General features: G+C 72.0%; 28 protein-coding genes, 1 pseudogene and 1 riboswitch. Of the genes and pseudogenes, 15 read left to right on the plus strand and 14 right to left on the minus strand.

Annotation, left to right across the window (positions count from 1 at the left end; translation table 11 throughout):
* Positions 1–7 precede the first annotated feature (7 nt).
* The 3 genes from ACWFR3_RS15070 to ACWFR3_RS15080 all read right to left on the minus strand — a co-directional run bounded on the left by ACWFR3_RS15070 (position 8) and on the right by ACWFR3_RS15080 (position 2,286).
* Positions 8–1,192 carry a phosphodiester glycosidase family protein gene (locus ACWFR3_RS15070; RefSeq protein ID WP_453734987.1) on the minus strand — a complete coding sequence of 395 codons (1,185 nt, stop codon included), beginning with the start codon at positions 1,190–1,192 and terminating at the stop codon, positions 8–10.
* A 221-nt stretch (positions 1,193–1,413) separates the two neighbouring features.
* Complete coding sequence (locus ACWFR3_RS15075) at positions 1,414–1,770, minus strand: DUF779 domain-containing protein (RefSeq protein WP_453734988.1); 357 nt, start codon at positions 1,768–1,770, stop codon at positions 1,414–1,416.
* A gap of 33 nt (positions 1,771–1,803) precedes the next feature.
* Positions 1,804–2,286 carry an ATP-binding protein gene (locus ACWFR3_RS15080; RefSeq protein ID WP_453734989.1) on the minus strand — a complete coding sequence of 161 codons (483 nt, stop codon included), beginning with the start codon at positions 2,284–2,286 and terminating at the stop codon, positions 1,804–1,806.
* Between the two features lie 248 nt (positions 2,287–2,534).
* Between ACWFR3_RS15080 and ACWFR3_RS15085 the strand changes: the two genes are divergently transcribed.
* Complete coding sequence (locus ACWFR3_RS15085) at positions 2,535–3,245, plus strand: TetR/AcrR family transcriptional regulator (protein ID WP_453734990.1); 711 nt, start codon at positions 2,535–2,537, stop codon at positions 3,243–3,245.
* 55 nt (positions 3,246–3,300) lie between these two features.
* Positions 3,301–4,440 carry an FAD-dependent oxidoreductase gene (locus ACWFR3_RS15090; protein ID WP_453734991.1) on the plus strand — a complete coding sequence of 380 codons (1,140 nt, stop codon included), beginning with the start codon at positions 3,301–3,303 and terminating at the stop codon, positions 4,438–4,440.
* Here ACWFR3_RS15090 and ACWFR3_RS15095 read toward each other — a convergent pair.
* Positions 4,437–5,321: an alpha/beta fold hydrolase gene (locus tag ACWFR3_RS15095; protein ID WP_453734992.1), complete on the minus strand. Its 885-nt coding sequence runs from the start codon at positions 5,319–5,321 to the stop codon at positions 4,437–4,439. The genes ACWFR3_RS15090 and ACWFR3_RS15095 overlap by 4 nt on opposite strands.
* Before the next feature lie 100 nt (positions 5,322–5,421).
* On the opposite strand from ACWFR3_RS15095, the gene ACWFR3_RS15100 reads away from it, so the two are divergent.
* Entirely contained in the window at positions 5,422–5,862 is a 441-nt protein-coding gene (locus ACWFR3_RS15100; protein ID WP_453734993.1) for a winged helix-turn-helix transcriptional regulator, read from the plus strand.
* Between the two features lie 32 nt (positions 5,863–5,894).
* Here ACWFR3_RS15100 and ACWFR3_RS15105 read toward each other — a convergent pair whose 3' ends face one another.
* Both ACWFR3_RS15105 and ACWFR3_RS15110 read right to left on the minus strand, forming a co-directional pair.
* Positions 5,895–6,680, minus strand: coding sequence for an SAM-dependent methyltransferase (locus tag ACWFR3_RS15105; protein ID WP_453734994.1), 786 nt, complete (start codon positions 6,678–6,680; stop codon positions 5,895–5,897).
* A 120-nt stretch (positions 6,681–6,800) separates the two neighbouring features.
* Positions 6,801–7,652 (minus strand): LysR family transcriptional regulator, encoded by an 852-nt coding sequence (locus tag ACWFR3_RS15110; RefSeq protein WP_453734995.1) that lies wholly within the window; start codon positions 7,650–7,652, stop codon positions 6,801–6,803.
* A gap of 223 nt (positions 7,653–7,875) precedes the next feature.
* Between ACWFR3_RS15110 and ACWFR3_RS15115 the strand changes: the two genes are divergently transcribed.
* Entirely contained in the window at positions 7,876–8,685 is an 810-nt protein-coding gene (locus tag ACWFR3_RS15115; protein WP_453735036.1) for an EamA family transporter, read from the plus strand.
* Between the two features lie 33 nt (positions 8,686–8,718).
* On the opposite strand, the gene ACWFR3_RS15120 is transcribed toward ACWFR3_RS15115, so the two are convergent.
* Complete coding sequence (locus ACWFR3_RS15120) at positions 8,719–9,579, minus strand: bifunctional 5,10-methylenetetrahydrofolate dehydrogenase/5,10-methenyltetrahydrofolate cyclohydrolase (RefSeq protein WP_453734996.1); 861 nt, start codon at positions 9,577–9,579, stop codon at positions 8,719–8,721.
* 25 nt (positions 9,580–9,604) lie between these two features.
* Positions 9,605–9,690, minus strand: a riboswitch (ZMP/ZTP riboswitch).
* A 168-nt stretch (positions 9,691–9,858) separates the two neighbouring features.
* Here ACWFR3_RS15120 and ACWFR3_RS15125 point away from each other — a divergent pair.
* The 5 genes from ACWFR3_RS15125 (at position 9,859) to ACWFR3_RS15145 (ending at position 13,476) form a co-directional block, all read left to right on the plus strand.
* Positions 9,859–10,806, plus strand: a complete 948-nt coding sequence (locus ACWFR3_RS15125; protein WP_453734997.1) for a DMT family transporter — start codon at positions 9,859–9,861, stop codon at positions 10,804–10,806.
* Positions 10,807–10,859: 53 nt separating this feature from the next.
* Positions 10,860–11,363: a methylated-DNA--[protein]-cysteine S-methyltransferase gene (locus ACWFR3_RS15130; protein WP_453734998.1), complete on the plus strand. Its 504-nt coding sequence runs from the start codon at positions 10,860–10,862 to the stop codon at positions 11,361–11,363.
* An 83-nt stretch (positions 11,364–11,446) separates the two neighbouring features.
* A complete protein-coding gene (locus ACWFR3_RS15135) occupies positions 11,447–12,181 on the plus strand; it encodes a 2OG-Fe(II) oxygenase (RefSeq protein WP_453734999.1) in 735 nt (244 codons plus the stop codon).
* A gap of 75 nt (positions 12,182–12,256) precedes the next feature.
* On the plus strand, positions 12,257–12,820 hold the full coding sequence (locus ACWFR3_RS15140; RefSeq protein ID WP_453735000.1) for a hypothetical protein: 564 nt from the start codon (positions 12,257–12,259) through the stop codon (positions 12,818–12,820).
* On the plus strand, positions 12,817–13,476 hold the full coding sequence (locus tag ACWFR3_RS15145) for an alpha-ketoglutarate-dependent dioxygenase AlkB family protein (RefSeq protein ID WP_453735001.1): 660 nt from the start codon (positions 12,817–12,819) through the stop codon (positions 13,474–13,476). The genes ACWFR3_RS15140 and ACWFR3_RS15145 overlap by 4 nt, the downstream gene beginning before the upstream one ends.
* A 9-nt stretch (positions 13,477–13,485) precedes the next feature.
* Here the strand turns inward: ACWFR3_RS15145 and ACWFR3_RS15150 are convergent, their stop codons facing one another.
* Complete coding sequence (locus ACWFR3_RS15150; RefSeq protein WP_453735002.1) at positions 13,486–14,106, minus strand: L-threonylcarbamoyladenylate synthase; 621 nt, start codon at positions 14,104–14,106, stop codon at positions 13,486–13,488.
* Positions 14,107–14,175: 69 nt separating this feature from the next.
* Positions 14,176–14,934 (minus strand): PP2C family protein-serine/threonine phosphatase, encoded by a 759-nt coding sequence (locus ACWFR3_RS15155; protein WP_453735003.1) that lies wholly within the window; start codon positions 14,932–14,934, stop codon positions 14,176–14,178.
* A gap of 177 nt (positions 14,935–15,111) precedes the next feature.
* Between ACWFR3_RS15155 and ACWFR3_RS15160 the strand changes: the two genes are divergently transcribed.
* Positions 15,112–16,071, plus strand: coding sequence for an AraC family transcriptional regulator (locus tag ACWFR3_RS15160; protein WP_453735004.1), 960 nt, complete (start codon positions 15,112–15,114; stop codon positions 16,069–16,071).
* 186 nt (positions 16,072–16,257) lie between these two features.
* Positions 16,258–16,824, plus strand: a pseudogene (locus tag ACWFR3_RS15165) (dioxygenase family protein); the annotation flags it as partial.
* A 37-nt stretch (positions 16,825–16,861) separates the two neighbouring features.
* Here the strand turns inward: ACWFR3_RS15165 and ACWFR3_RS15170 are convergent.
* The gene (locus tag ACWFR3_RS15170; protein WP_453735005.1) at positions 16,862–17,467 is read right to left on the minus strand and encodes a TIGR04222 domain-containing membrane protein; all 606 of its coding nucleotides are present in this window, start codon (positions 17,465–17,467) and stop codon (positions 16,862–16,864) included.
* A 217-nt stretch (positions 17,468–17,684) separates the two neighbouring features.
* Between ACWFR3_RS15170 and ACWFR3_RS15175 the strand changes: the two genes are divergently transcribed.
* From ACWFR3_RS15175 to ACWFR3_RS15185, 3 genes are all read left to right on the plus strand, one after another.
* Complete coding sequence (locus ACWFR3_RS15175; RefSeq protein ID WP_453735006.1) at positions 17,685–18,665, plus strand: ArsR/SmtB family transcription factor; 981 nt, start codon at positions 17,685–17,687, stop codon at positions 18,663–18,665.
* A 222-nt stretch (positions 18,666–18,887) separates the two neighbouring features.
* Entirely contained in the window at positions 18,888–19,508 is a 621-nt protein-coding gene (locus ACWFR3_RS15180) for a peptidoglycan-binding domain-containing protein (protein WP_453735037.1), read from the plus strand.
* Positions 19,509–19,587: 79 nt separating this feature from the next.
* Positions 19,588–20,298, plus strand: coding sequence for a C39 family peptidase (locus ACWFR3_RS15185; RefSeq protein ID WP_453735007.1), 711 nt, complete (start codon positions 19,588–19,590; stop codon positions 20,296–20,298).
* A gap of 249 nt (positions 20,299–20,547) precedes the next feature.
* On the opposite strand, the gene ACWFR3_RS15190 is transcribed toward ACWFR3_RS15185, so the two are convergent.
* Entirely contained in the window at positions 20,548–21,105 is a 558-nt protein-coding gene (locus ACWFR3_RS15190; RefSeq protein WP_453735008.1) for an RNA polymerase sigma factor, read from the minus strand.
* Positions 21,106–21,259: 154 nt separating this feature from the next.
* Here ACWFR3_RS15190 and ACWFR3_RS15195 point away from each other — a divergent pair, with 154 nt between their 5' ends.
* Positions 21,260–22,300 carry a MerR family transcriptional regulator gene (locus tag ACWFR3_RS15195; RefSeq protein ID WP_453735009.1) on the plus strand — a complete coding sequence of 347 codons (1,041 nt, stop codon included), beginning with the start codon at positions 21,260–21,262 and terminating at the stop codon, positions 22,298–22,300.
* A 44-nt stretch (positions 22,301–22,344) separates the two neighbouring features.
* On the opposite strand, the gene ACWFR3_RS15200 is transcribed toward ACWFR3_RS15195, so the two are convergent.
* From ACWFR3_RS15200 to ACWFR3_RS15210, 3 genes are read right to left on the minus strand one after another with little or no spacing between them, the layout of a single operon-like run.
* Positions 22,345–23,397, minus strand: coding sequence for an iron-containing redox enzyme family protein (locus ACWFR3_RS15200; protein ID WP_453735010.1), 1,053 nt, complete (start codon positions 23,395–23,397; stop codon positions 22,345–22,347).
* Entirely contained in the window at positions 23,387–23,686 is a 300-nt protein-coding gene (locus tag ACWFR3_RS15205) for a CDGSH iron-sulfur domain-containing protein (RefSeq protein WP_453735011.1), read from the minus strand. Before ACWFR3_RS15205 ends, ACWFR3_RS15200 begins: the two co-directional genes overlap by 11 nt.
* Entirely contained in the window at positions 23,670–24,377 is a 708-nt protein-coding gene (locus tag ACWFR3_RS15210; RefSeq protein ID WP_453735012.1) for a HemK2/MTQ2 family protein methyltransferase, read from the minus strand. Before ACWFR3_RS15210 ends, ACWFR3_RS15205 begins: the two co-directional genes overlap by 17 nt.
* Positions 24,378–24,580: the final 203 nt, after the last annotated feature.

Here is a 24,580-nt window from a genome sequence, read left to right on the forward strand (position 1 = left end):
CCGCCGACTAGCCGCGTGAGAACACGCCGATGCCGTTGGCGACCGGGCGTTCCGCGCCGCCGCTGGGATTGTTGCGTACGGTGACGGCCTCCGCGCCCGGCGCCCTCGCGACCAGGGTGGCGGACGAGACCAGGGTGGAGGAACCGCCGCCGTCCAGGCTGAAGCCGTCCCTGGCGCCCAACCCGCGCAGGGTGTCGGCCACTTCGGCGATGGTCAGCCCCGTACGGAATTCGGGGGAGCCGTCGAGGGACAGGAGCAGGAGACGACGGCCGTCGTCGGAAATACCCGCCGCCGTGCGCACGGCGGAGGTGACGGGGTCGAGTCCGGGCAGCGGGGCTCCGCCGCGCAGGACCGGATAACCGCCGAGCGCGAAGCGGAACGGCGTGTGCGATTCGACGGGCACCAGGCGGTGCCAGACGTGCACCCGGTCGCCGATCGAGAGCTTGCGCAACTCCTGGGCGCCCGCCTCGCGTCCCACGAGGACCGTGCTGCCTGCGGCCACCGGACCGCTGCCGGGTGTGCCCGCGGACTCCACGACACGGCCGCCGCGCACCGTCACCTCATGTGTGTCCGTGCTGCAGGGGGCGCCGCGGTTGGTGTCGGTGCCGCAGGTGGAGCGCACCCGTGAGGTGCGGCCCCAGTCGCTGGTGAACGCGCCGACGGAACCCACCGGAAGGGCGTACTGATTGAGTCCGCCGAGCGGCAGACGGGTTTGGCCGACGCGTACTTGGCCTTCGAGACGCAGGCTGTCCATACGGGCCCGGCCGTCGAAGCCCACGCCCAGCACGGCCTCGGTGGTCACGCCAGGAGGCATGGCCGGACCGAAGCGCTGGCCGCCCGGCACCGCCCCCTTCAGGGCGCGGCCTCGTGCGACCGCCGGGCCGACGGGCGCGCCGGTGGCCTCGACACCCGGATGCTGTGTCTCGGAGATGTTGAAGAAGTCGCCGTTGATCCCGCCGACCGCCCCCGCGCCGTCCGCGAGAGCGGATACGGCGGAACGGGCGCCCACTTCACCCGGATAGAGCAGGCCGACGGCGGTGCGCGCGTCGCGCAGGTCGACGTCGAGCACGTGCGCGCGGGTCGTGCCGTGGGACGCCGGGATGTCGAAGTGCCAGTACTTCACGCCCGGCGCGATCTGCGACTCGGCCGTCTTCCGGGGTCCCTCCACGCCGCCGGCCGGTGCCGCTCCCATCAGAGCCGCACCGGCCAGCGTGCCGAATGCCGTCAATACCGAGAGCGCCGCTCTCGCCGATCTGAACCGTCTTGGGATGTGCTTGCGTCGTGTCGCCACCGTGCCCCCTGACATCTGTCCGGCCCACCAACTGCCTCAGTGTGATGGCCGGTCAGATCGTGCACCAGAGGGCAGCGCCGGACGGGTGCAGGGCGGGTGGCGAGCGGGTGGTCAGAAGCCCTCTAGGTGCCCACCAACCGGGAACGGATGAGGAATCGAACGCCTTCCGGGGCTTCGAGCGAGAATCCGCTTCCGCGGCCCGGCACCACGTCGACGATCAACCGGGTGTGACTCCATACGTCGTACTGGCTCTTGGACATCCAGAAGGTGACCGGTTCGGCCACTCCTGCCACGGCCAGCGAGGCCAGGCGTACATCGGAGTCGCCGGTGCGGAACTCGCCCTCGGGGTAACACATGGGGGCGCTGCCGTCACAGCAGCCGCCGGACTGATGGAACATCAGCGGCCCGTGGGCCTCCCTCAGCCGCCGCACCAGATCGGCGGCGGCGGGGGTCAGCTCCACGCGCGGGGTGTCGGTCATGGGCAGCCGCTCCTCGTCGAGACGGAGGCCCAGTCAACTGCGGACAAGGTTGCGAGGACGTTGCAGCGGCCGGGGCCGGGGCCGGGGCTCCCGGTGTCGCAGGGCGAGCACCGCACGGACGGCCTTGCCGCGCCGGCCGCTGCCGACGACTTCGAGGCGCGCGGCGAGGTGCCGCACCATCGCCAGGCCCCGGCCGCTGTCCCGCTCGGTGCTTGGCGCCAGCACCCGCGGGCCGACGGGGCTGGCGTCGTGGACCTCGACGGTCACGTGATCGTCGGACACTTCGAGGCGCAGGCGGCAGGAGCTGCGGCCGTGCTGGGTGGCGTTGGTGACGAGTTCGGACACGATCAGCGTGGCATCGTCCACCCGTTCGGCATCCACTTCCGTCAGGTGCCTGCGGGACCGGGTCAGGAACGCGGAGGTCAACCTCCGCGCCCGGCCGGCCGATGCGGCTTCCTGCGGCAGTGCGTACTCAACGCGGGCGACGTGCCGATGGGCGCGCTGGTGCGCACGCATGGCGACTCACTTCCCTCCCCTGGGACGACCGGTGTGCTCGCGACGGATTCAGCTCACCGCGCCCCCGGCGTATCTCTTGCGTGGTCGATCCTGCCCCACGGTGATGCCCGCCTCCGCTGATCGCCAATCAAGCTCCTGAGTGCGCGAATGCCGCCGCGGCGCGGAAGTGCGGGCTCCGCTCGCGCTGCGGCGACGAACATGTTCGTTCCGAACGTGCACGTAACGAACATGTTCGTTACAGTGGTCGTATGACAGCTCACTCCGATGCCCTGCATGCCCCGCGCAGCCGCCGGGAGCGCCCGGCGAAGCCGGCCCTGACACGGGCCGGGATCGTGGCCGCCGCCGTGGAGATCATGCGCGCCGACGGCCTGGGCAAGGTGACCATGCGCCGCCTCGCCCAGGAGCTCGACACCGGGCCCGCCTCCCTCTACGTCTACGTCCGCAACACCGCCGAGCTGCACGCGGCGATCCTGGACGAGCTGCTCGGCGGGGTGGAGGCGGCGCCGGCCGACGGCGAGTGGCGCGAGCGCCTGGAGCAGGTGCTCACCTCCTACACCGCGGTGCTCTTCCGGCACCGCGGTCTCGCCAAGGCCGCGCTCGTGGCCCGGCCGCGCGGCGAGCACTACCTGCGGCTCATCGAGACGCTGCTCGCCCTGCTGGACGAGGGCGGGGTTCCGCCGGGGCAGGCCGCCTGGGGCGTCGACCTGCTGTTGCAGTACGCCACCGCGACCGCCGCCGAGCATGCGCCGGGCGACAGGGACGCCGAAGTCGCGCAGGGGGAGTGGGACGCGGTCGCCAAGGCGCTGCGGGGCGCGTCCGAAGAGACCCACCCGCACGTCGCCGGACTTGCCGCGCAACTCCTGTCCGGTCGGCCGGAGGCCCGCATCTCCTGGGGCTTCCGCACGCTGATCAACGGAATCCTGCACACGCCCGTACCGGACGACGGCAACCGGATCTGAGCGCTGCCGCCCCCGCCGCCCCCCTCACCGCGCAAGCCACGCAAGGAGCACCACCATGACCACACGCCACCCCCATCACCCCGTCGCCATCGCCGGCGCGGGCCTCGGCGGCCTCACCCTCGCCCGCGTCCTGCACGTCAACGGCATCGAAGCCGCCCTGTACGACCTGGAGGCCTCACCGGCCGCCCGAGGACAGGGCGGCATGCTCGACATCCACGAGGAGTCCGGGCAGGCCGCCCTGCGCGCCGCCGATCTGTACGAGGAGTTCCGCGCGCTCATCCACCCCGGCGGCGAGGCCATGCGCGTCCTGGACAAGGACGCCGTGGTCCGCATGGAGGAGGCCGACGACGGCGACGGCGGCCGCCCCGAGGTCGAGCGCGGCCAGCTGCGCGACCTCCTGCTCGGATCGCTGCCCGAGAGCGCCGTGCACTGGGGCGCGAAGGTCACCGGGGCACGTCCGCTCGGCGGGGGCCGGCACGAGGTCACCCTCGCCGACGGTTCCGCCTTCACCACCGACCTGCTGATCGGCGCGGACGGCGCCTGGTCGCGGATCCGCCCCCTGGTCTCGCAGGCCACACCCTCCTACTCCGGCATCTCCTTCGTCGAGGCGGACCTCCTCGACGCCGATGCCCGTCACCCCGACAGCGCCGCCGTCGTGGGCGGCGGCATGTTCTTCGCGCTCGGCGAGGGCAAGGGATTCCTCGCCCACCGCGAGATCGACGGCAGCCTGCACATCTACACCGCCCTCCAGGTCCCGGAGGACTGGATCTCCGGCATCGACTTCACGGCCACGGAGCTCGCCAAGGCCGCCGTACTGGAGCACTTCGCCGACTGGGACAAAAGCCTTCAGGCGCTGGTCGCCGACGCCGACGGCGCGCTGACCCCGCGCCGCATCCACACCCTGCCGGTCGGCCACCGCTGGGACCGTGTCCCGGGCGTCACGCTGCTCGGCGACGCGGCCCACCTCATGTCCCCCTTCGCGGGGGAGGGCGCCAACCTCGCCATGTTCGACGGCTCCGAACTCGCCGGTGCCATCGCCGCCCACCCCGGCGACACCGAAGCCGCGCTCGCCGCCTACGAAGAGGCGCTGTTCCCGCGCGGCGAGAACGCCGCCGCCGAGTCCGCCGACAGCCTGGTCCGCATCTTCCGGGCCGACTCGCCGCAGGGCCTGCTCGACATGTTCGCCGGCAACTAGCCCTCCCGGCCGGGGAGGTCGGCGGCGAGGAACGGGCCGAGCACGTCGAGCAGGGCTCCGGGACGGTCGAGCGGGATGATGTGGCCGCAGTCCCGGATGAGATGACCCGTCAGTTCGTCGGCGAGGGGACGCACCTGCCGTTCGAGGGCCGCTCCGACGGGGTGGGAGCCGATCGTCATCGTGGGCATGGTCAGCCGGGCGTGTGCGGTGGCGTCCTGGATCTGCCGCCCGCTTGCGGGCATGGTCCGGTAGTGCGAGAAGGCGGACCGCAGGGCCTCGTGGCCGGTGTAGGCGGCGAGGAAGGCGTCCCGTACGCGGTCCGGGATGCCACGGCCGTGCGTGCCGGTGTCCAGGAACCAGTCGATGTACTCGGCCTCGTGCCCGGCCAGGACGTTCTCGGCGAGCCCCGGCACCGAGTGGAAGCCGAACCACCACGGCGGCCCTCCGGCCAGGAAGTCCTCCGCGCCGGGCAGGGGTCCCAGGAGTGACTCCATGACGACGAGCCGTCGTACGAGGTCGGGGCGGCGCAGTGCGAGAAGGAAGGCGGGCGGTGTGCCCGCGTCGATGCCGACGACCGCCGCGCTCCGCTCCCCGAGCGCGTCGAGGATCCCCTCGGCGTCGGTCGCGAGGTTGTCCGCGTCATAGCCGTCGGCCGCCCGGCTGCTGGCGCCGAGGCCGCGCAGGTCCGGGGCGATGACGCGGTGTCGCTGGGCGAGCCGGGGCATGACCTCGCTCCACAGCTGCCAGGTGTGGGGGAAGCCGTGGAGCAGCAGGACGGCGGGGCCGGTGCCGGAGATCGCCACGTTGACCGTGATGCCGTTGGTGGTGATCTGCCGCAGGGAGACGCCGGGGGCGGTGGAATCGGCCGGGGGGAGGGGCATGGTGAAGCTCCGAGGTGGTTACCATTGGTGACCATCTGAGGCTAGGTAACCCGCCCGGCCCTGCCAAGAACGCACTTTCCCGACAGGTGGTGAGCCCGAGGTGACCGCCCCTTCCACCCCTCCCAAGGCGAGGCCGTACTCCGCCGAGACCGGGCGGCGCGGTGATCTCTTCGATCCCGACTGCCCGACGCGACGGCTGCTCGACCGCATCGGTACGAAGTGGACGTCGATGGCGGTCAAGGTCCTCGCCGAGGCCGAACCGGACGAGGTGCGCTTCGCCGAGCTGCGCCGCCGTATACCGGGCGTCTCGCAGAAGATGCTCTCCACGACCCTGCAGGGCATGACGCGCGACGGCCTGGTCGCACGCCGGGTGGAGCCGACCGTGCCGCCGCGCGTGCACTACCGCCTGACCGCCCTCGGCCTTTCCCTGGAAGGACCGCTCGCCGCGGTCAGGGCGTGGGCCGAAGAGCACATGGTGGAGATCGACCGTGCCAATGAGCGCAGTGAAGCGGCAGCGGCCGACGGCCCGGGCGACGGCTGAGGCGCCCGGGCGTCCTGGTCCCTGTCGGGGCGTCAGGGCTTGCGCGCCACCGCGGCGTAGATCCCGCTGCCTTCCGCCTCCGGCTGCGCGCTGTCCCGGAACCACTCCGGGGCCGTCACCAGGCCCGGCTCCACGATGTCCAGCCCGTCGAAGAAGCGGCTGACCTCGGCGCGGTCGCGGAAGCCGAGCTTGATGCCGCCCTTCGCGTACTCCGCGGTGACCTGCGCGGAGAGCTCCGGGAAGATGTCGGACGAGGCGTGCGAGAGCACCAGGTGGCTGCCCGACGGCAGGGCGTCGACCAGCGTGTTCACGATGCCGTACGGGTCCTGGTCGTCCGGCAGGAAGTGCATGAGCGCGATCAGCGAGAGGGCGATCGGGCGGTCGAAGTTCAGCAGGCCGCGGGCGTGATCGAGGATCTCGAGGGGCTCGCGGACATCCGCCTGGATGTAGTCGGTCATCCCCTCGGGGCGGCTGACGAGCAGGGCCTCGGCATGGCGCAGCACGATCGGGTCGTTGTCGGTGTAGACGACCCGTGCCGACGGCACGATCTCCTGGACGATCTGGTGCAGATTCGGCTCGGTGGGGATGCCGGTGCCGATGTCGAGGAACTGGTCCATGCCCTGGGAGGCGAGCCAGGCGGTCGCGCGGTTCATGAACGCGCGGTTCTGCCGCGCGGCGTCCTTGGCCTCGGGCGGCAGCTTCTCGCCCACCGCCTCGTCCACGGGGTAGTTGTCCTTGCCGCCGAGCAGCCAGTCATAGACACGCGCGGGATGCGGGTTGGTGGTGTCGATCGTCGGCCTGGGCGCACCTGCGGTCATGACGTACTCCGTTGCTGCTGCGAGAGACGCTTGGGAGCCGCAGTCTGCCACAGCAACATCACCTTGGGCATGGGTTGTTGGGACCGGAGTCGGTGCAGGTCGCGGAGGGTTGCGAGGGCCTCACGGCCGGTAGAGATCGGACAGGAGTGCCACCGCGGCGTGCGTCATGGGGTGCGGGTCGTGGCGGCGCCAGATGAGGTGCACGGCGATCGGTTCGGCGTCGCGCAGCGGGCGGAACACGACGCCGTCGCGGCGGTACTGGTTGGCGGTGCTCTCCGGAGTGAGCCCGACACAGCGGCCCGAGGCGATGATGGCCAGCCAGTCGTCGATGTCCTGGGTGTACTCCATCGGAGGGCGGGCCTCCTCGGGCCACAACTCGGCGGTGGTGGTGCCGGTGCGCCGGTCGATCAGGAGCGTCCGGTCCCGTATGTCGGCCAGGGGGACGGAGCGCCGCCTGGCCCATGGATCGTCGCTCGCCAGGGCGCAGAATCGGCGTTCGTGACCGACGACGGCGCTGGCGAAACGCGCCTCGTTGAAGGAGGTGCGGACGACGGCGAGATCGCACAGGCCCTCGGCGAGGCCGCCCGTCGCGGAGTTCGTCCGGATCAGGTACAGCTCGACGTCGGGATGTCCGGCGGCCCAGCGGCGCTGGAACTCCGCCGTGTGGCGGCCCATCGCCGACCAGGCGTGGCCGATGCGCAGCCGGGTGTGTCCGGTGGTCGCCTCGCGGATGAGGTCGTCGGCCTCCGCGAGCAGATGCCGGGCCCGCGCGAGGACCTGCACGCCCGCGGTCGTGGGGGTGACGCTGCGGCTGGTGCGGTGCAGCAGCCGCACCCCGAGCACCTCCTCGAGGCCGCCGAGGGTCCGGGAGACGGCTGCCTGCGAGACGCCCAACTCGGCGGCGGCATCGGTGAAGCCGCCGGTGTCGACGATGGCTACCAGGCAGCGCAGATGCCGCAGTTCCAGTTCCATGGCCGCAGTCTATGGATGCGCGGAGCGTATGGATAACCAGAGCGTATGGATCGGCGTGCGCATGCATTTTTCGTATGCGCGCGGGTGGCGCATCCTGCGGTACATGCGAACGTCTCAGAGCCAAGGCGCACCCGTCGTCGTTCCGGGCGGCCCAGCAGTTCCGGGCAGCCCGGCCGGTCCGGGCGGCGGTCCGGCGGAGAGTTCACGGGGCCGCCTGCCGGGCATGGCGATGATGTTCGGCAGCGGACTTTCCAATCAAGTCGGCGCCGCCACGGGGGCGTTGGCGTTCGGCGCCATCGGCCCGGCCGGTGTGGTGGCCGTGCGGCAGTGGGTCGCCGGAGTCGTGCTCCTCGCGGTGGGCAGGCCCAAGGTGCGCGCCTTCACGTGGCGCCAGTGGTGGCCGCTGCTGTGCCTGGCGGCGGTCTTCGCCACCATGAACCTCTCCCTGTACACGGCGATCGACCGCGTGGGCCTCGGCCTCGCGGTGACCCTGGAGTTCCTGGGCCCGCTGTCGGTCGCCCTTGCCGCGTCCCGCCGTGCGGTGGACCTGGGCTGCGCGGTCGTCGCGGGGGCGGCGGTGGTGGCGCTGGCCCGTCCGCAGCCCAGCACGGACTACGCCGGCATCGCGCTCGGGCTGCTCGCCGCGGCCTGCTGGGCCTCGTACATTCTGCTCAACCGCACGGTCGGCGCCCGCCTCCCCGGCGTCGAGGGATCGGCCGCCGCCGCGGGGATCTCCGGGCTGCTCTATCTGCCGGTCGGCATCGCGGTGTTCGCCCACCATCCGCCGACAGCCGGCGCCCTGGGCTGCGCGGCTGCCGCGGGCATCCTCTCCTCCGCCGTCCCGTTCCTCGCCGACCTGCTGGCCCTGCGCCGGGTCGACGCCCGCTTCTTCGGGATCTTCATGAGCGTCAACCCGGTCCTCGCGGCGCTGGTGGGCATGGTGGTCCTCGGCCAGTCCCTCGGCTGGGTGGAGTGGCTGGCCATCGCGGCGATCGTGACGGCGAACGGGGTCAGTGTCCTGCGGCGGTCCTGATGCGCGGCCCGTTGCCGGGGGCGGTGACCGCGCTCAGTCCAGGCCGAGCTGGAGCGTCGCCGCCTCGACCGTCTGGGCGAGCAGCACGGCGATGGTCATCGGACCGACGCCGCCGGGGACGGGGGTGATCAGGCTCGCGCGCTCCCGGGCGGTGTCGAAGTCGACGTCGCCGACATTGCCCGCGTTGTAGCCCGCGTCGATCACCACGGCGCCGGGCTTGATGTCGGCGCCGGCGATGAAGCGCGGCTTGCCGACCGCGGCGATCAGGACATCGGCCTGCCGCACGATCGAGGGCAGGTCGACGGTGCGCGAGTGGCAGTACGTCACCGTCGCGTCCCTGCCCAGGAGCAGCATGCCCGCGGGCTTGCCGAGGATGGCGCTGCGGCCCACCACGACGGCGTGCTTGCCGGTCAGGTCGACGTCGTACTCCTCGAGCAGGCGCATGATGCCGCCGGGCGTGCAGGAGACGAAACCGGGCAGGCCGAAGCCCATCGCCGCGAACGAGTGCATGGTGACCCCGTCCACGTCCTTGGCCGGCGCGATCGCCTCGAAGGCGGCGCGCTCGTCGATGTGGGGCCCCACCGGGTGCTGCAGCAGGATGCCGTGCACGGTCGGGTCCTCGGAGAGTTCGGTGATCGTCGCGACCAGCTCGGCGGTGGAGACCGAGGCGGGCAGGGCCACGTGCCGCGACTCGATGCCCGCCTTCTCGCAGCGGGCGCGCTTCATGCGCACGTACGTCACCGAGGCGGGGTCCTCGCCGACCAGGACGGTCGCCAGGCAGGGGGACGAGCCGGTGCGGCGGCGGATGTCCGCGGCGGTGGCCGAGGTGGCTTCGACGATGCGGCGGGCGAGGCCGGTGCCGTCCATCAGGCGAGCTGTCTGCGTCTGGGGCATGTGCCACTCCTGGGCTGCTTCAGGGGGAAGTTGCCCAGGCGCGCGGCATCGACACGATGTCAGGCCGCTCCCCGGTGGTACTCCACCTCAGCGCCAGTCACGGCCTGCCTCCCACCCTAAGGGAGGCTGCGGGCGGTGCGGGAGCGCGCGTTGCGGATGTAGCTGAGCTTAACGAAACTTCAAAACTTGTTGCTTGTCCTTTCATGTCGGCGGCGGCATCGTTCACTGGCAGCGGCCGGAGGACACCGGATGACGACGGCCCGGACAAGGAGGTCAACAGTGAACGGCGTCCCCGGAAGAACATGGGCAGCGGCAAGGGTGGGCGTGCTCGCCCTGCTCTGGGGCTCCACCTTCCTCTGGATCAAACTGGCCCTGGAGGGCCTGTCTCCCGTGCAGGTCACGCTCCTGCGCTGCACGCTGGGCGCGGCGACCCTCACGGTCCTGCTCTTCGGCACGCGCGGCCGTCTTCCCGCGGGCCTCGCCACGTGGAAGCACATCTTCGTCGCCGCCTTCTTCTGCAACGCCCTGCCCTTCGGCCTGTTCAGCATCGGGCAGCAGACGGTCGACTCCGGGGTGGCGGGCGCCCTGAACGCGACGACACCGCTGTGGTCCGTGCTCATCGGCCTCGCCATCGGCACGGAGCGGGGGCTGCGCCCCGTCCGCCTCGCCGGGCTCCTGCTCGGATTCGCGGGTACGTCGCTGATCTTCGCCCCGTGGCAGCAGTCGGGGCTGACGAGTTGGGGCGCCCTCGCGATCGTGGGCGCGGCGGCGAGCTACGCCGTCGGCTTCGCGTACATGGGGCATCACCTCGTCGGCAAGGGCATGCCCACCCTCTCCCTCTCCGCGGCCCAGCTCATGGCGGCCACGGGCCTGACGGCGCTCGCCCTGCCGGTGGGCGGCCTGGAGACGATCCACGTGGATCACACGACACTGCTCGCCGTCGTCATCCTGGGCATCTTCGCCACCGGCGTCACCTTCCACCTCACCTACCGGATCATCGCGGACGAGGGCGCGACCAACGCGGCGACCGTCGGGTATCTGCTGCCGGTGGTCTCCGTGGCGCTTGGCGCCATCGTGCTCGACGAGGCCTTCAGCTTCCGGGTGGCGGCGGGCATGGCGGTCGTCCTGGTCGGAGTCGGCATGACGCGTCGGCAGGAGCGCAGGCCCGACCCGCAGCGTGACGTCCGAATCCCGCCAGCATCGATGGTCGCGACGCCGCACCGTTGAAGCGGAAGAAAGCAAGGAGAGGCAAAGAGAGGCAAGGAAGGAGGGAGGTCGCCATGACCGTCCACACCACCGTCACCAGCCCGTTCGGCGAACTGCTGTTGGTGGGAGAGCCGACACGGGACGGCGTCGCGCTGACGTCGCTGTCCATGGCCGGACAGAAGAACGCCCCGGCCGTGCGGACCGGTCGGACCCGTGACCCCGAGCGCTTCTCGGAGGTCGCACGGCAGCTGGCCGCCTACTTCGCCGGTGAACTCACTACGTTCGACATCGAGTTCACCCCGAGCGGCACCGACTTCCAGCGGCGTGTCTGGCACTCCCTGGACGAGATCCCGTACGGCACGACGACCACCTACGGCGCACTGGCCGAACGGCTCGGCGTGGACCGCGCGCGGATCCAGGCCCTGGGCGCCGCGATCGGCGCGAACCCGCTGCTCCTGGTGCGCCCGTGCCACCGCGTGATCGGCGCGGACGGTTCCATGCGCGGCTACGCGGGCGGCGTGGAGCGCAAGGTCCGGCTCCTCACGCACGAAGGCGCCCTGCAGCCCACCCTCGTCTGACCCGCCCTCGTCGGGCACGCGCGGCATCCGAGCCGCGCGACGCCCGCCCCGCCCTACCCGCACGACCACGAAGGGCCCCTGACATGATCGAGACCATGCGCCCGGCGGACGCCCGCGCGGGCGAACGCGTCGCCGCCGGGGACTGGGACGCGCTGACCGCCGAGCTGAACGAGCACGGCCACGCCCTCACCGACCGGCTCCTGACTCCCGGAGCATGCCGTGACATCGCCGCCCTGTACGACGAGACCGACCACTTCCGCTCGACCGTCGACATGGCCCGCTACCGCTTCGGCTCCGGCCAGTACCGCTACTTCACCCATGAACTGCCGGACGTCGTACGGGAGTTGCGCGAGGCCTTCTACCCCCGGCTGCTGCCCGTCGCCCGCGACTGGGCGGCGAAGCTCGGCAAGCCCGCCCCCTGGCCCGAAACCCTGGGGGAGTGGGTGGCCATGTGTCACGCCGCCGGGCAGGCCAAGTCCGCACAGATCCTCCTGCGCTACGGCCCCGGCGACTGGAACGCCCTGCACCGCGACGTCTTCGGCGACATGCTCTTCCCGCTCCAGGTCGTCATCGGTCTCGACGCTCCGGGAGCCGACTTCACCGGGGGCGAGTTCATCATGACCGAGCAGCGCCCCCGCGCCCAGTCGCGCGGTTCGTCCACCACCCTGCCGCAGGGCCACGGGCTCATCTTCACCACCCGCGACCGGCCCGTCGCCTCCCGGCGCGGCTGGTCGACCGGACCGATGCGGCACGGCGTGAGCACCGTCCGCTCGGGGCGGCGCCGCACGCTGGGCCTGGTCTTCCACGACGCGGCGTGAACCCCGCCCCCGTGCGGTCTGCATGCCAGCTCAGTACGCTCGCTGGAAAGCAGACCCAGAAAGCACCGGCACACCATGAGCATCCTGAAGGACCGGGAGACCTCCCGCTCGCCCCTGATCGGCGCCGCCGATCTCGCCGCCCACGCCGACCTGCCAGCACCCGCCGCGCACACCGAAGCCGAACTCGCCGCCCTCATCGGCCTGTTGGCGCGGCCGAAGGCGCGCATCGGGACCGTCACCGTCGGCCACAGCCGCGACACCGCCTCCCGCGCCGCCGCCGAAGCCTTCGCCGATGCCTGGACGGCCCGCGGCGGCACGATCCTCACCACGGTGAGCTGGCCCGAGACGGCCGCGTCCTGGCTGCGCCCCGCGCACCGCCTGACCGCGGAGCTCCCCGACGCCTGGGTCCTGGCCGCGGCACCGCTCGGCCTCGCCCAGCTGGCCCGCCGCCTGCGCCACTCCACCGCCTGGGATCCGGCCCGCAGCTACGCCTTCGCCTCCCTCCAGGACTCCCGCGTCCCCGCGCTCGCCGGAGCCGATGTGCTGCACGGCCTGCGCGGCGCCACCGCCGACGGCGCCACCTGGGACGTACGCCACGGCTGGGTCACCGTCCACCCGCCCGCCGAGGAGACCGCGTGAGCGCCCTGATCCCCCGCCCCACCACGGAGATCGCCCCCGGCGCGGTGCACGTGCCGCAGTGGCTCACCCCGGAGCAGCAGCGCGAACTCGTCACGGCGTGCCGCGGCTGGGCGACCGGTCCGGTGCCGATCCGGCACACCGAGCTGCCGCGCGGCGGGGTCATGTCCGTGCAGACGGTGTGCGTGGGCTGGCACTGGAAGCCCTACCGGTACACCCGCACCGCCGGTGACGTGAACGGCCGGCAGGTCGCCGCGTTCCCGCAGTGGATGGTCGAACTGGGCCGCAGGGCGCTGGCAGAGGCGTACGGAGACGTGTCGGCCGCGACCGACTACACGCCGGACACGGCCCTGATCAACTTCTATGACGGGCAGGCCAAAATGGGCATGCACCAGGACAAGGACGAGCGGTCGTCGGCCCCGGTGGTGTCCCTGTCCATCGGCGACACCTGCGTCTTCCGCGTCGGCAACACCGAGACCCGCACCAAGCCCTACACCGACATCGAGCTGGCTTCGGGCGACCTGTTCGTCTTCGGCGGGCCCTCGCGGTACATCTTCCACGGCGTGCCCAAGGTCCACGAGGGCACCGGGGACCCCGCGACCGGCCTGACCTCGGGCCGCCTGAACATCACGATGCGGGTCACCGGCCTGACCGGCTGACCCGGACGGCTACTCGAACCGCGACGTGTCGCCCGCGCCGCGGCGCACGATCTCGGCCTCGCCGCCGGAGAAGTCGATGACGGTGGTCGGGCTCGTGCCGCAGTCGCCGGAGTCGAGGACGGCGTCCACCTGGTGGTCGAGCCGCTCCTTGATCTCCCAGCCCTGCGTCAGCGGTTCCTCCTCGTCGGGCAGGAGCAGGGTGCTGGAGAGCAGCGGCTCACCGAGCTCGCTGAGCAGCGCCTGCGTGACGACATGGTCGGGGATGCGGACTCCGACGGTCTTCTTCTTGGGGTGCAGGAGCTGGCGCGGCACCTCCTTCGTCGCGGGCAGGATGAAGGTGTAGCTGCCGGGCGTCGCCGCTTTGATCGCACGGAACACGTCGTTGTCGACGTGCACGAACTGGCCCAGCTGCGCGAAGTTCTCGCAGACCAGGGTGAAGTGGTGGCGGTCGTCGAGGTTGCGGATCTTGCGGATCCGGTCCAGGCCGTCGCGGTTGCCCAGCTGGCATCCCAGCGCGAAGCAGGAGTCCGTCGGATACGCGATGAGCGCCCCGGAGCGGATGCTTTCGGCCACGGTGTTGATGCTGCGCGGCTGGGGGTTCTCGGGGTGCACGTCAAAATACTTGGCCATCCGCCGAGCGTACGTGATCGCTTCAGCAGTCCCTGGTTTCGCAGGGGACGCACCCCGGGCGGGCGCCCGCTAGTCGTCGTCGACGACGGTGACCAGCGCCAGCGTGATGTTGTCGGGGCCGCCGGCGTCGATGGCGGCTTTCCACAGCTCGAAGACCGCCCGGCCGCCGTCGTGGGCGGTGAGGAGCTCGTCGAGGAGCTCCTCGGGCACGGGGTCGGTCAGGCCGTCGGTGCACACCAGGAAACGTTCACCCCCGACGAGCGGCACCGTGCTGACGTGCGGGGTGACCGCGCTGAAGCGGAGTGCGCCGCCGAGTGCCTGCGTGACGATCGACGTGGTGCGCCGGCCCGGTGCGGGCGGCGGGCTGTCGTCGATGCTCACCTGGCGGAGCGTGCCAGGGGTGCCGGGGCGGCTCACGTCGAGCACTCTGCTGTCACCGACGTTGAACACGAGCAGTTCGGAGCCGAGGACCACCACTCCCGCGACCGTGGTGCCCATGGTGGCCAGCTCCGGATCGCGTTCGGCGGCCTCGTACACGGCGTGGTTGCAGGCGCTGAGCGCGTCGCGTACGGCCTGCTCGCTGTCCAGCAGGGGCCCGAGCGAGGCCAGGCGCCGTGCCACGATGCCGCTGGCCACCTCGCCGCCGGGCTGGCCGCCGATGCCGTCGGCGACCGCGACGACGAGCGGGTTGCCGAGCGGGAAGCCCAGCGTCTGCGGGTTCTCGCTCGTGGTCCCGCACAGCGTCCACGGGCCCACGGCCAGACTGTCCTCGTTCTGATCGCGTACGAGCCCCGGGTGGCTCAGCGCGGTGACTGTTGTGTACGGCATCCCTGTCCCGCCTCTCCGCAACGGCAGGCGTATTTCGCACCACCATTGTCACGCCGGGAGCCGCCCGCGGCTCTGTGGCGGCCCGTGGCCACCCCCTGCCCGTCGGTGACCGCGCGTGCCATGGTGGGGGACTCGGCTGGTCTGGACCAGTCTCCGGTCGCGGTGAGGAGCGTACGCATGCGCGGTACAACGGTCTTGCCCGGTGAGGGAAACAGCGGATTACCGGGCGAGGAAGGCATGCCGACGCACCGCCTGGAGGTGCCCATGCCCAATGCGCTGCCGTTCGCCATCGGCACGTTCGACACCATCGGACCGATGTCGCGTGCCCCGTTCCCGCACCGGCACACCTTCCACGAGATCGTCCACGTCACCGGCGGCACCGGCAGGCACGTCGTCGACCTGAGCCGCTTCGCGCTGCGGCCGCCGAACCTGTGCTTCATCGCCCCCGGCCAGGTCCACCACTGGGAGAACGTCACCGGCCTCGCGGGGCACGTCATCCTCTTCACCGACGACTTCCTCCTGGACCACCCGGCGGATCGCCACGCGCTGCGGCGGCTCGGGCGGCGCTCCTGGCTCGAACTGCCCGACGAGGCGGCCGACCCGACCGCACGGCTCGTCGCCGATCTCGACGGCGAGTACCGGGCGGGGGCCGAGGGCTTCCCGAGCGTGCTGCGGGCCCTGCTGCACGTCCTCGTGGTGCGGTCGGCGCGGCTGCCCGCACCGCAGCCGGCCGCCGCCACCGGGGCCGGACCGCGCTCGCGGCCCGGCTCGGTCGCTGCGGAGTTCGTGACCCTCCTGGGCGCTCCGGAGGGTTCCCTGCTGTCCGTGCACGAGTGCGCGCGGCGTCTGGGCGTTTCCGTGAGCTACCTCGGCGAGGCGGTGAAAGCCTCCACCGGCCGCACGCCCGGCGAACTGATCCGGCAGTCCCGCGTGCACGAGGCCAAACGCCTGCTCCTGCGTACGGAGTTGTCGGTACGTCAGGTGGCGGGGCGGGTCGGCTTCGGTGATCCGGCGTACTTCTGCCGCTTCTTCCGCCGCGAGACCGGCGCGAGCCCCGGCGACTTCCGGCGCGGCGGCGGCGATATTCACCACGACCACCGCCTTGAGTCCATCGCCCGCACCCCGCCCTCCGCATAGCTTCGGTGCCGATCCGGAACTCACCCCACCCCCTCAGGAGGAGCGATGGAGCACGAGATCGGCCCGACCGGAGACAGTGCGACCGCAGACGGCCCGACCGGAGACGGCATAGGCGACGGCGATGGCAGCAGGGGCGGCAGTGGCCCCAGCCGCAAGACCGTCCTGAGGGCGGCCGCGGCGGTGGGCATGGCCCTGCCCGCGGCCCTCATCGGGGTCCCCGCGCTCGCCAGGACCGCGGGCGAGCGGGGCATCGCGCCCGAAGCGACCCCGGCCTGCGACGACGGCGACGACCCCACGCCCCCGCAGATGGAGGGCCCGTACTTCAAACCCAACTCCCCGCAGCGCACCTCGCTCCTGCAGCCCGGCACACCGGGCGTACGGCTCACCGTCACCGGCTACGTCTTCGGGCGTGCCTGCCGGCCGATTCCCCGGGTCCTGATGGACTTCTGGCAGGCCGACACCTACGGGACGTACGACAACACGGGATTCCGCTTCCGGGGGCATCAGTTCACCGACGCGACCGGCGCGTTCAGGCTCACCACGATCGTGCCCGGCCTCTATCCGGGCCGCACCCGGCACCTGCACGTCAAGGTGCAGGCGCCGGGACGCCCGGTGCTCACGACCCAGCTGTACTTCCCCGGCGAACCGCGCAACAACACGGACCCGCTCTTCGACGCCCGGCTCCTCATGAACGTACGCACCGTCGGCAACGCGAAAGAGGCGGACTTCGACTTCGTGCTGAACGTGCCGCAGTAACCCGCCCGCGGGGGCGGCCCCGTCAGTCGCCCCGTCAGTCGCCCCCGCCCCCTCCGCCCCCTCCGCCACCGCCTCCGCAGCCGAAGCCGGAGTGGTCGGAGGAGTCCACCACCCCGTGGTCGTCGTCCAGGGCCTTGCCCATCCGGAGCAGGGCCCTGCCCAGACCGGCGGGGATCAGCTGCGCCTCCGTGACGCTGCGGCGTACCGTGCCCGCGGGCAGGACCTCGGGACCGCCGCACACGTACGCGGGCAGGCTCTCGTCCTCCTCGGCCCGCTGGAGCCGCTCCCTGCCGACCCGGGTCAGCTGATGCCTGACCCTGGTCACCAGGCCCCACTCGGCGAGCCGGTCGCCGATCTCCGCCACCTCGGGGGACCCGCGCAACTCCGCGCACACGGCCGCCGTGCTGCGGTTGCGCAGGCATGCCGTGACCAGCGTGCGCTCGACCGGGTGCTCGGGCGCCGCCCCGTGCACGGCGCGCACCCGCGACGCCCGGAGCCTGATCAGCCCGCGTTCAGCCAGCGCGATCACCGCGCACTCCGCCACCCGCTGCGGTCCGCCCGCCAGATACGCGACCTCATACACATCAAGGGTCCGCCGCGCTCCCACCGCGGTCGTGGCCCGTCTGAAGTACATCCGCATGCCCTCAACCCCCTTCGTGCACCCCGCTTTTCGGCTGTGGTGCCCGATGGCGGGAGCGCACACCCCTCTCGCACGCCCCTTCAGAGCAAAACTTGAGGGTTGCGACCCCACCCGTCGCTCTTGACAGCAACCGGCCCACGGCGATCGCCTGGTGCCCTGCCGCGCGGCGCCGCGGCGGCCACGAAGCAGGGCACGGGGTACGGGGGAGAGGCGGGCCATGTTGCGGGTGCACTTCACGGCCGAGGATCTGGCGCGGGTGCGGGTCGCACCGGGGCCCGACTTCCTCTGGGAGATCAGCAACAGCGTACAGACGCTGCAACGGCGGGACGGGGCGCGGGAGTTCGGGGAATGGCGGCGCTGGGCGAGACCGCGCTTGTCGGACAGCTGCCGGCTCCTTTCGCCGCTCCTGCCGCCGCACGGCTGCTCCCCGGACTTCCTCACCCCCACCCGCGGTGCGGACCAGACGCTGCACGCGGCCGTCGACACACTTGTGCGCACCCCTCGCCCGCGGCTGCGCACCGACCTGACGCGGGTGGCCGCATCGCGCCGTCTTCCGGGCTGGACGGAGACCCTCGCACGCGGTGACGGCGCCGCGCTGCGGCAGTTGGGGCAGGCCCTGCACACTTACCACCTGGAGGCGCTCGCGCCGTTCTGGCCGCGCATCCACGCCCAGATCGACGCCGACCGCGTCATCCGCCTGCACAGCCTCCTCGACGGAGGCACCGACGGGCTCCTCGCGGGCCTGGGGCCCCAACTGCGCTGGAAACCGCCGGTGCTGGAGGCGGATTACCCCGTCGACCAGGACCTGCGTCTCGACGGCCGGGGGATCACCCTGCAGCCCTCGTTCTTCTGCTGGCCCACGCCCGTCACGCTCGCCGACGGTGAACTGCCCCCGGTCCTGGTGTATCCCATCGAGCACGCGACGGACTGGACCCGCCCCGCGCCCCCCGACCGCATGGACGACGGCGCGCTGGGGCCGCTGGTCGGTCACACCCGCGCCGCCGTCCTCAAGGCGGTCCGCACCGGCGCCTCCACGGTCGAACTCGCCCGCCTCCTGGAGGTCACCCACCCGGCCATCAGCCAGCACATCAAGGTGCTGCGTGCGGCGGGCCTTGTGACCACGGTCCGCACAGCGGGACGCTCGCTTCATGTCGCGACCGCTGAAGGCCGCGCGCTGCTGCGCAGTTGCGCGCCGTAAGTCTGGGCTTTCATTGATTGCGCCTGGCATGGCCATGCAAGGAAGCTTGCCGGGCTGTTGCCCACGCATCCCCCCACCGCGTTGCGTCCCGAGCCCGACCCGAGCGCGCCGTTCAACGCGCGTCGACGTGCGAACTCACCCGCACAGCACGCCGGGACGCATCGACGATCCGATGAAGGAGTGGCGTTGCGCATTACCCGTACCCTCACCCGCCGCACGACCATGGCCGCCTCGCTCGCCGTGCTCGGCACCCTGTTCGCCGCGTCTCCCGGTGCCTCCGCGGCATCCCCCGGGCACGGCCTGAAGTGGTTCCAGGAGCGCCACGGGCTGCCCCGGACCGGCTCGGTCGACCGCAAGACGGCCACGGCCCTGCGACAGGCCTCCGATGCCGAACTGCACCGGGCCTTCAGGACCGCGGCCGACCTCGGCCCGGAGGAACTCGCCAACGCGCGCACCGTCATCGGTGTCGGCAAGGGCGCGCAGATTCCCGAACAGGGCCAGGTCATCGCGTTGATGACGGCCATGCAGGAGTCGAAGTTCGTCAACTACCTGACGCCGGTGGACCACGACTCCCTGGGGATCTTCCAGCAGCGCCCCAGCACCGGCTGGGGCACGCCCGAGCAGATCACCGACGTGCCGACCTCCTCCAAGTCCTTCTACGGAGTGGCCCCCTTCGGCAGCAATCCGGGACTGATCCAGATCGGCGGCTGGGAGACGATGCCGCCCGGCGAGGTCTGCCAGGCCGTCCAGCGGTCGGCCTATCCCGACCGCTACGCGCAGTGGGAGCAGTTCGCCCGCGACCTGCTCGCACAGGAAGGGCCCTCGGTCCCGCCGATCCCCTGACCCGCGCACGCCGGTGCCGGGCCGCATCGCATCCCGTACGCCCCTCCCGCACGTCGAACCCCTCACACCAGGAGCCCGTATGCGCAAGAGACTTGTCTCCACAGCGATCGCCGTCGCCGCCGTCGGCGCCCTCGTCACGCCCGCCGCCGCCGGGGCGGAACCCGCGCACCCCAGCAGCGTGTCGGTGCTCGGCCACGGCTCGAAGGCCGGGACCGCGGTCGTCAGCGGACAGAACGAACCCGGCACCCGGCTGCGCGTCGGCGGTGCCCGGACGCGCAGCGCCCACACGCTGCCGGTCGACTACCAGGTCCAGGAGACCGGCTACTGGTGCGGCCCCGCGGCCACCCGCATCGCCCTGTCCGCACGGATCGCCCCGCCCAGCCAGGGCGCTCTGGCCGCGCAGCTCGGCACCACCGAGGCGGGCACCGACCACATCAGCCAGGTGACCGGCGTACTCAACGCCAACCTCGGCACCGGCTGGTACGAGACCAAGGAGATGCCGAACGATCCGCCCACCCAGGCCCAGAAGGACCTGCTGTGGAACGACATCGTCCTGGACATCGACCACAACTACCCGCTGGTCACCAACATCGTGGCCCCGCCCGGCAACCAGCCGCCCGGCTATCCGTCGGACCAGACGATCTACCACTACTTCACGGTCATCGGCTACGACGACGCGAACCGCACGGTCCTGATCGCCGACCCCGCATCCTTCGGCGGCAACCAGATCTACTGGCTCTCCTTCGACCAGCTCGCCACCCTGATCCCGCCGAAGGGCTACGCCGCCTGAACCGTGGAGGGGGGAACGCATGGCGACTGTGGGTGGCGACGACGACACGTGCGCCACCCACAGCCCGCTCGGCCGCCGTTTCGGGGGCAACGGCGACAACCTCAGCGGCACCGACTCCGCTGAGGCCGAACAGGGAGCAGGGTCCGGGCGACCCTGCCGGCCTCAAGCACATGACGGTCGTTGATGAGCTGAGCTACCCCTTGCTTCCACCGGTACGGGGGCCGCAGATGCACCGGGCCCGGGAAATCCTCAACGGTTCTCCTCCACGTCCTCCAGGCGGACCCGCAGTCTGCGGATGCCGCGGCGGGCGTGGCTCTTGACCGTGCCCAGCGGCCATCCGGTGCGCTCGGCGATCTGCGGATGGGTGAGGTCCTCATAGAACGCCAGACACAGCACCGTGCGCTGCGGGACCGGGAGCCTTGCCAACTCCTGGGTCATCAGCGCCCGGTCGACCGCCGAGTCCATCCCTTCGGCGGCGCTGTGATCCATGGTCGCGTACTGCGCCCCGGCGCCCTCGACAAGGGCCGCCCTGCGGGTCCGCGCCGCCAGCGCGTCCGCGATCCTGTGGCGCGTGATGCCGGTGAGCCAGGCCGCCGGGCTGCCGAGATCGGGCCGGTAGGCGGCCCGGCCGCGCCAGGCGGCGAGGAACACCTGCTGGGTGATGTCCTCCGCCTCACGGCTGTCGCCGAGCGCGCGCTGGGCCAGAACATGAACCAGCGGACCCCACCGGCGATAGACCGCAACGAGGCTCGCTTCGTCACCACCGACCAGGTCCGCGGCCGGATCGGTGGTCACCGGAGTGCTCATCGACGCTTCGTCAGCTCCTCCCGGCGATCACAATCGCCGTACAATCGAACGCAAACGGGCAGTCGCGCCGTAGTCCCGGCCGCGATCCGGTCATCCTGGGAACAGCCGCTCGCACGCTGCAACTTGCATTGGTTGTGCGTCGTATCTTGGCCGGATGAGCGAGGGGCAGCACCGTGGGCAGGACAGCGAATCGGCCGGTACGGGAGTCACCACGGGTGCTCTGGCGCGGCGGTTGGGGGTGTCACCGACGACGTTGCGCACCTGGGACCGCAGATACGGTCTGGGCCCCGCCCGGCGCGATCCCGGCCACCACCGCCGCTGGTCGGAGCGGGACATCGCCATGCTGGAGGAGATGGGCCGCCTCACCTCGGCGGGCATGCCGCCGGCCGATGCCGCCCACGAAGCGATGAAGCTGCTCGACCCGGATACGGCTGCCGAGTCCGCGACCGGGACCGGGATCGAGGCAGTCACAGGCAGCCCGGCCTCCGTGCCGCGACCGAGGCGGTCCGCGCCGCCGGCACCGCAGCACTCGCCCGACGAGTTCGTCCGCCGGCGAAAGGGCCTTTCGCGCGCCGCCGTACGGCTCGACGCGCCCACCGTGCAGGACCTGCTGGCCGACGCGGTGCGCAGCCACAGCCTGGTCACCGCGTGGCAGGAGGTGATGGTGCCGACGCTGCACGCGGTGGGCCGCAAGTGGGAAGAGGCCGGCGACCGTTACGTGGAGGTCGAGCACCTGCTGTCCTGGCACATCTCCCGCACCCTGCACCGCTGTGCCACCGAGCCGAAGGACCCGGCCCCGTCGAGCACGCCGGGCACGGACGCACCCCTCGTCCTGGCCTGCGTGCCGGGTGAACAGCACTGCCTGCCGCTGGAAGCGCTCAGTGCGGCGCTCGGCGAACTCGGCGTCCCGCAGCGCATGTTCGGCGCGGCGGTGCCGGTCGAGGCGGTCTCCTCCGCCGTGCGCAGGACGGGCCCGGCCGTGGTCGTCCTGTGGGCGCAGGCCCGCTCCACCGCGAGCGTCCCGCTGGCCCGGCACATCGCCGACACCCGCTGGGGGGTGCGAGGCGCCCGCGGCCGTCCCGTCGTCATGCTGGCCGGGCCCGGCTGGGCGGGTCCCGCGGTGCGCGGTGCGCTGCGCCCCAACAGCCTGCAGGAGGCACTGACCCAGATCGGCAGGGTGCGCGGGTCGGCCTGACGCCTCGGTGCCGAGGCCCGGCGGCCCGGCGGCCCGTCGGTCGGTCAGCCGGTCGCCGTCAACGGCGCGCGCAGAGCGCTGCGTTCGTCACGCCAGGCGGACAGGAGCCGTGCGCCGAGGCGGTCCTCCAGAAAGCCCGTGGCCTCGATGCCGAAGACCACGTCGGACTCCAGGCCGGGCTCGCTCGCCAGGAGGCCGCCGATCACGTCGCGGCGCACCACCTGCTCGTGCACGGCGTCGGCCTCCACGTGCTCGTCGTAGAACCGCTCGGCCGCCGGCCCCGCACCGGTCCTGCGCATGGCCTTGGCCAGCCGCCGCGAACCCGGCGACGAGGTCACCTCGACGGCGGCGAAATGCCCGACGAGCGCGCCGCGCAGCGCCCGGTGCAGGCCGAGCAGCGACATCAGATTGACCGTCGCGAGCACCTCGGCGGGCGCGGCTTCGAGGTAGTACCCGTACGCCGTCCGCAGCGCGAGGTCCTCCATGAGATCGGCGTACAGCCGGGCGTGGATGTCCTCGGCGCGCCCGGCCCCGAACTCGTCGAACTCGATGGCCACCATGCCCGCCTTGGCCCGGCCGTGCAGCCGCGGGATGACCCAGGCGTGCGGGTCGGCCTCTTTGAGGTGGTAGAGCGAGCGGGCCGCGGCGTACTCCCGCAGCTGCCACAGTTCGCCGTCGCGCTGGAGGTGATGGCTGACGCTGGTGCGGATGTACCCGACGGGCTCCACGAGGAGGTCGGCCAGGGCGCGTTCGGCACTGTCCGTGGAGCGGCAGTTGGCGCGCAGGGCGCCGAGGAAGCGCCCTTCGAGCGCGCGGCGCAGTCCGAGCAGCTCGGGATCCCATTCGAGGTCCTCGCGGACACCGTCGAAGCCCTGGTAGTGCAGCTCGTACAGCAGGTACAGGGCGAGCTGGAGATCGTCGCCGTAGGGGTCGGCGTCGTGGGTGTCGAGGGACAGAGGGCCCGAACTGCCCCCGGCACGCAGCGTGCTGACCACCAGGCGGGACAGGATGCCGCGGGGTTCGGGCAGGGCGGGGCTCGTGCGGCGTGACTCGCGGGGGGTGTCATCGGGGGAGGGCGTCTGGTGGTCAGTGGGCATCGGGTATTTCCTCCCCCTCGGAGTCCTGGTCGTGGTCGGTGTCGGTCTCCGGCTCGGTCTTGTCGTCCGTTCTGACACGGCGGCGGTGGCTGGTGTCGCACCAGGGATACGTCCGGCTGCGGCGGCAGGTGCAGATCGCGGCGGTGAAGCGCCGGGAAGCGAAGATCCGGCCGTCGTCCCCGACCACTTCGACGGGCCCCTCGACGAGCAGGGGGCCCTCGGGATCGATGGTGACGCGGCGGGGCCGCTGCTCCCGTGCGCCCTGCGCGGGATCAGGTGCGTTCGGCACGGATGACCACCAGCTCTTCCAGGTACTCGGCGTTCTCGTTGTCCGCGTGGTTCTCGTCGTCCAGCAGGCCCCGCCCGCGCAGGTAGGTGCGACGCGAGCGCAGGACGGGCCCGAACGGTATGAGGGCATGGTCGGCGACCGAGGTCTCCAGGCCGGCCTTCGCGAGACGGCGCACCGTGGCGTCCGTGTCGCACAGAGCCGAGTGGACCATGAGCAGCACACCGCCGGGGCGCAGCGCTGCGGGGACCGCGTCGCAGATCCGGTCGACCACCGCGCGGCCGTCCTGCCCCGCGTCCCAGGAACGGGCCGCGCCGTGCCGTGGCAGCCGGACGGAGGGGGAAGGAACGTACGGGGGATTGGTCGCCACGAAGTCGTAGGACCGGCCGGGGACGGCGGCCGTGAGGTCGCCCCGCAGGACGGTGATGCGCTGCCGCGTCACCATCGCGTTGAGGCGGGCGGTCAGGACGGCGCGCCAGGCGATGTCCACCGCTGTCACCCGGGCGCCGAGCCGCGCCGCGTGGACGGCCAGCGCGCCACTGCCGGTGCCGAGGTCCAGTACGTCCGTGTCCGGACCGATGGCCTCGCGGCACAGCGCGCGTGCGAGGAGACCGGTGTCGTCCTGCGGTGCGTAGACACCGGGGAGGGTCAGCAGGCGTCCCGGGGCAGCCGGGGCGGTCGTGTGGGCGACCATCACTTACCTCCGGTCGTCTTGGGCGGGGCGGTGTGGAACCCGCTCCCGCCAGGCGCTCTCTCCACATTCCGCTGTTCCGGCACCCGCCACCACTCGGGTGATGACGCACGGTGACAGGTCCGGTCGACTCGGTGCACCTCTGGCCTCATGGATTCCTTCGGATGCTCGGGGCTCGCTCCCGCGACTGCCGTCGTCCCTGGTGC

It is taken from the genome of Streptomyces sp. NPDC055189 (assembly GCF_053606765.1).